The organism is Nocardia amamiensis NBRC 102102 (assembly GCF_001612745.1).
Lineage (GTDB): Bacteria > Actinomycetota > Actinomycetes > Mycobacteriales > Mycobacteriaceae > Nocardia > Nocardia amamiensis.
This window is the reverse complement of sequence record NZ_BDBA01000374.1, coordinates 1-3,047: the sequence shown is the minus strand read 5'-3', so window position 1 is coordinate 3,047 and position 3,047 is coordinate 1. Positions and strand designations below refer to the sequence as shown.

Sequence of the window (3,047 nt, the reverse complement as noted above, 5' to 3'; positions counted from 1 at the left end):
GAACTCACTCAACATCGTCGGCACGAAATCAGTGACCGTCACCCCATGCTCAGCGATCATCGCCGCCAAATAGGCCGGGTCACGATGCCCGTCATGATCGGCAACAACCAATTTCGCCCCGACCCGCAACGGCATGAAATACCCCCACAACGACACATCAAAAGTCGTCGCAGTCTTCTGCAAATACACCTGCCCCGGACCCATCGGATACTCCCCCAGCATCCACTCGACCTGATTGACGATCGCCCGATGCGACACCGCGACACCCTTCGGACGCCCGGTCGACCCGGACGTGAAGATCACATACGCCACATGCTCCGGGCGCACCGGACGCAACAACTCCCCGACCCCGACCGGCGCACCCGAACGACCCCCGGTATCGAGCGTGTCCAGACACAACACCGGGATATGCGACGGGACCGCGACCGCATCAGTCGTCGTGGTCAGCACACACACCGGCTGCGCGGTATCGAGCACATGCCCGATCCGCTCCGCCGGGTGATCAGGATCCAACGGCACATACCCCCCACCCGCAGTCAGAATCGCATACATCCCCACCACCAAATCCAGCGAACGCCGAACCGCCAACCCCACCAACGATTCCGCACCCACCCCCCGCTCGATCAACACCCTCGCCAACCGATTGACCCGCTCATCCAACTCGCGATACGTCAACAACTGATCAGCGAACACGACCGCGACGGCATCGCCATACTCGGCTACGGCACTGCGGTACCCGTCGAGCACCAGACCTGAAGTAACCGGGTGCCGAGTGTCGTTCCAGTGGACCAGGATCGCGGTGCGTTCGGCCGGGTCCAGCAGGTCGATCTCCCCCACCGCGCGATCGGCCGAATCGGCCACGGCCGTGAGGATTCCGCACAACCGTTGTGCAAAGCCCGTGATGGTGGCCTCGTCGAACAGGTCGGTGGAGTAGGTGAACGCCGCGGAAATCCCCAACGGTGTCCGCTCGTCCTCGCGGGGCAGCATGGTCAGCTCGAGATCGAACTTGGTCAGCGGCACCGTGAAATCCAGCGCGGACACGTTCAGCGCGGGTAGTTCCAGGGTTGCGGGCGTGAAATTCTGGAAGGTCAGCATCACCTGGAACAACGGATGATGCGCACTCGACCGCACCGGATCCAGCAACTCCACCAAACGTTCGAACGGCACCTCGGCATGCCCGAACGCCTCGATATCCCTGCCGCGCACCTGATTGAGCAGTTCGGCGAAACTGCGGCCGGGGTCGATCTCGGCGCGCAGGGCGAGGGTGTTGACGAACATGCCGATCAAGCCGTTCACTGCCGCGTCCCCGCGACCAGCCACTGGCGTACCCACGGTGACATCGCCGGTGTTCGACAAACGGGCCAACAAGACCGCGTACGCGGCGTGCGCGACCATGAACAGGGTGGCGTCGTGGCGTTGCGCGAGCCGGTTCAACGCCGCGTGCACCGTCGCGTCGATCTTGAATTCGTATGTCGCGCCGCGACCGGAGAACAGCATCGGACGCGGGCGGTCCGTGGGCAGGTTCAGCTTTTCGGGCAGGTCGGCCAGCCGGTCGCGCCAGAACCCGATTTGGCGGGCGAGTATCGAGTCCGGATCGTTCTCGTCGCCGAGGGTTTCGCGTTGCCACAGTGTGTAGTCCGCGTACTGCAGCGGCAGCGGCTGCCAGGACGGGGCTGCACCGGTCGCCCTCGCCGAATAGGCGGTCATCAAATCCGTGGTCAACGGGAGCATGGAGGAGCCGTCCGCGGCGATGTGGTGGACCACGCACACCAAGACGTGTTCGGTGGCGCTCACCCGCAGCAGACGCAACCGGATCGGCGGGGCCACTGTGACATCGAAGCCCTCGATCATCGCCGCAGCCGTGTGCTCGGGGATCTCGGCTTCGGTGACCTCCAGTACCGGCAGCTCCGGCACCGCACCTGTATGCACCCGTTGGCTACCCACACCATCGTGCTCCGGGTAGCTGGTGCGCAGTATCTCGTGCCGCGCCACCAGATCCCCGATCGCCGCCCGCAGCGCAGCCACGTCCAACGCACCGCTCAACCGCACCGCCAGCGGAATATTATTGCTCGCGCTCGCCGGGTCGAACCGATTCAAAAACCACATCCGCTGCTGCGCATACGACAACGGCACCCGCTGCGGCCGCGGCATCGCACGCGGCGCCGACACAGACGCCCCGGTCAACTCCCCCAACCGCTCAGCCAGCCGCGCCACCACCGACGCCTCGAACACCAACGCAACCGGAACCCGCACCCCCAACGCCGAACCCAACCGCCCGGCAACCTGCGTGGCCAGCAGCGAATTACCACCCAGCTCGAAGAAATCATCATCCGCGCCCACCCGACCGGCTTCTTCGTCACCCTGCGGCAACAACACAGCGGCGAAGGTGTCCGCGACCAACCGCTCGTTCGCCGTGGCGGGCGCCCGGAACTCCCGCGCGGTGAGCACCGGCTTGGGCAAAGCCGCTCGATCCAGTTTTCCGACCGGTGTGAGGGGTAGTTCGTCGAGCACCATGATCGCGGCCGGAATCATGTATGCCGGTAAGGCTCTCGCGAGGAATTCGGTGAGTTCCGTCGTGTTCGGAACGACCCGGCCGCGGTCCGCGCCGCATCCAGCGCGTGGCAGCACATAAGACACCAGTGCTCTGCTGCCGGAGGGCAGCGTCGCGCCGAGTGTGACGGCGTAGTCGACGTCCGGATGGGCGGTCAACGCGTTGTCGATCTCGTCCAGCTCGATCCGCAAGCCGCGGATCTTCACCTGGAAATCCACCCGCCCGTGATACTCGAGCAACCCGTCCGGGGTGCGCCGCACCAGGTCACCGGTGCGATACATCCGGTTTCCGGGTATCGCGCCGAACGGATTGGCGACGAACCGGTCCGCAGTCAGCTCGGGTCGTCCGAGGTATCCCTGTGCGAGAGCGGGTCCGGATAGATACAGTTCACCGATTACGCCGGGCGGCACCATCCGTAGTCGCGCGTCGAGCACGTGGACGCAGAGGGATGGGACCGGCGTGCCGATGTGCGTCGGGTCGTCCGGGCGTAGTGCCG

Annotated in this window: 1 protein-coding gene; it reads right to left on the bottom strand. The window is 65.2% G+C overall.

All coding sequences use genetic code 11. The features are described 5' to 3' along the window. Nucleotides 1-3,047, bottom strand: a 3,047-nt coding sequence (locus NA4_RS37770; RefSeq protein WP_157129568.1) for a condensation domain-containing protein, incomplete at both ends; no start/stop codon positions are given.